The organism is Streptomyces mesophilus (genome assembly GCF_040300965.1).
GTDB classification, from domain to species: Bacteria; Actinomycetota; Actinomycetes; order Streptomycetales; family Streptomycetaceae; genus Streptomyces; species Streptomyces mesophilus_A.
In genome coordinates, this window is the sequence record NZ_JBEPEW010000303.1 from 1 (window position 1) to 2,411 (window position 2,411).

The following is a 2,411-nucleotide window of genomic DNA, read 5'->3' on the forward strand; positions in this document are numbered from 1 at the left end:
CCGCCGTGTCGTCCGTCGCGCACCGGCCGCGGCGCCCGGCTCACGGCACGAGGAGGGCCCCGGCACTGCGCAGGGCCATGCCCGAACCCACCGCGATCACCAGCGTCGCCGTGAGGACGGGCAGGGCCGCCCGCAGGCGGGCGATGCGCGGGCCGCCGCGGCCTCCGGTGAGCAGGGCCTGCGCCCGGTGACCGCAGCGCGCGACGAGCAGCCCCGCCGCACAGAGCACGGCCGCCATGCCCGCGCCGTACGCGAGGACCAGGAGCACACCGAACGCGGTCCGGTTCAGGGCGATGGCACCGAGCAGTACCACCAGGGCGGACGGGCTGGGGACGAGCCCGCCGGCGACACCGACACCGATGAGGGTGCGGCGGCGCTCTTGGTGAGGGGGGTCGGTGTGGTCGTGTACCTGAGGGGGCGGCGCGGGGTGCGCCTCTGTCGTGACGTGGGTGTGAGGGGGCGGCGCGGGGCGCTCATGGGCGGTGATGTGGCTGTGAGGGGGTGGCGCGGGTTGCCCGTGCGTCGTGGCGTGGCCGTGAGCCGTCGGAGATTGCCCGCCCTGCGGGAGGGCGGTCGCGGCCTGCGCAGATCCGACGGGGACCGCCAACTGCCGTACGCCGTCGTGGCTGTGGCTGTGGCTGTGGCTGTGCCCGTGCCAGTGATCCTGCCCGTGCCCGTGCCCGTGCCCGTGCCCATGCCTGTGTCCGTGTCCACGCCCATGCGCGTGCCCATGCCCATGCCCATGCCCGTGGCTGTGGCCATGCCCCCACCCTCGCCCCGTGCGCGCCGTCCGCCAGAGCATCACGCCCACCGCCGCGACGAGCGACCCGCTCACCACTCCGAGCAGATGCATGAGCCCCTCGGCAGCGAACGCCGCGGACAGCGAAAGGAGCAGACCGAGCGCGAGCACCCCGGCCGTGTGCGTGAAGGTGACGGTGGCCCCGACCGTGACGGCGTCGCGCACCGAGCCCCGGCGCCCGGCCAGACACGCGGCGAGGACCGTCTTGCCGTGGCCCGGCAGCAAGGCGTGCCCGGCGCCGAGCAGCACCGAGAGCCCGATCGCGGCGAGGCCCACCGGCCAGGTCAGACCGTCGCGTGCGGCCAGGGAGGACAGCCGGCGGTCGAGACCGGCCGTCCAACTGTCCTCGCCCATCGGACCGTTGACCCCGACCGCCGGGGTTCCGGCCCCTGCGGCCCCCACGGCGTACCGCACACGCGCCGTCCGTACGTCCGGCGGATCGTCGAGCAAGTCCTGCGGATAGCTGCGCAGTTCGCCGGAGAGGCTGCGCTCCGGGACGTCGGAGGCCACGATCCGCGTTCCGGGCCCGCCGCTCGCCGTGATCTCACGCCATCCGATCCGGCCCTGTCCGCCCCGGTCGGCGAAGGCGAGCTCCCCGGGACCCGGCTGCGGGAGCGAGGCGACGAGGCGGCAGCTGATCCGGCTGACGGGCAGGCCGGCCTGCCCCGGCAGCTCACGCATCCCGCTGTCCGCCACGCGCCACGTCAGCTCGTCCTCGCCGGTCACCTCCGCCCGTACGTCCTGAACGAGCTGCGCACAGACCGTGCCGGCATGCACGGCCAGCTCACCGGCCTCCAGGCGGCCGTCACGGTCCCGGTCCACGGCCCGCTTGGCCTGGAGCGTGGGGATCTCGGCCCGGTCGATCACCGCCCGGTCCTCGATACGGCCGGAGCTGATCTGCAAGCCGTGGTAGCGGCTGACGGTGAAGTTGCCCAGCGGATGCGCGGACGCGACGGTCGGCGTGCCGACCGCCAGTCCCGCGAGTACCCCGACGACCAGGCCCGCGCGCCGCACCCCGAACGCCCGGCGCCGTCGCTCCGACCACGTCACGAGGCGCCGCCCGCGCGCAGTGCCTTGCGGGCCGCGGGTGCATGGAGCGGCGAGAAGTGCGGATTGGCCCGGAGCGCGGCCGTGAACAGCCGGCGCGCCTCGTCCTCGCGGCCGAGGGCCCGTTCGATCTCGCCGCGGTGATACGTGAAGGAAGCGGGCCGCCACCCCAGCTTCGCGGCACTTTCCGCATGGCCGGCGGCCTCGGCCGAACGCCCCGCCCGGTGCAGTGCCCACGCGAGCCCGTCCGCGACGAGGACGCTCTTGCGCCGGGCCCACTCGGCGCCCAGCTTCCGCACGGCGACCGCCGGGTCCCCGTGATCGGCCTCGAAGAGCCCGAGGGTGAGGTCGTCGTCGGCGCCCTGCTCCTCGAGGAGCCGGACCTGGGCCCGCAACAGCTCGTACTGCGACTTCGCCTCGTCGCCTCGGCCGAGCGACTCGAGGAACTCCCCGTAGAGCAGGACGTATTCGGGCAGCGGCACCCGCTCCGTCACCGTCCGGTAGTCGGCGAGCGCGGCCTCGGTGCGGCCGAGCGCCGCACGCGCCTTGGCGCGCCCGGCCAGGG

The 2,411-nt window shown here is 75.3% G+C and carries 2 protein-coding genes; both read right to left on the reverse strand.

The features are described from left to right. Positions 1-40 precede the first annotated feature (40 nt). Positions 41-1,849 (reverse strand): nickel transporter, encoded by a 1,809-nt coding sequence (locus ABT367_RS41250; RefSeq protein ID WP_352259100.1) that lies wholly within the window; start codon positions 1,847-1,849, stop codon positions 41-43. Beyond that, positions 1,846-2,411: tetratricopeptide repeat protein (locus tag ABT367_RS41255; protein ID WP_434975656.1), on the reverse strand; the 566-nt coding region annotated here is incomplete at its 5' end. The genes ABT367_RS41250 and ABT367_RS41255, both read right to left, overlap by 4 nt.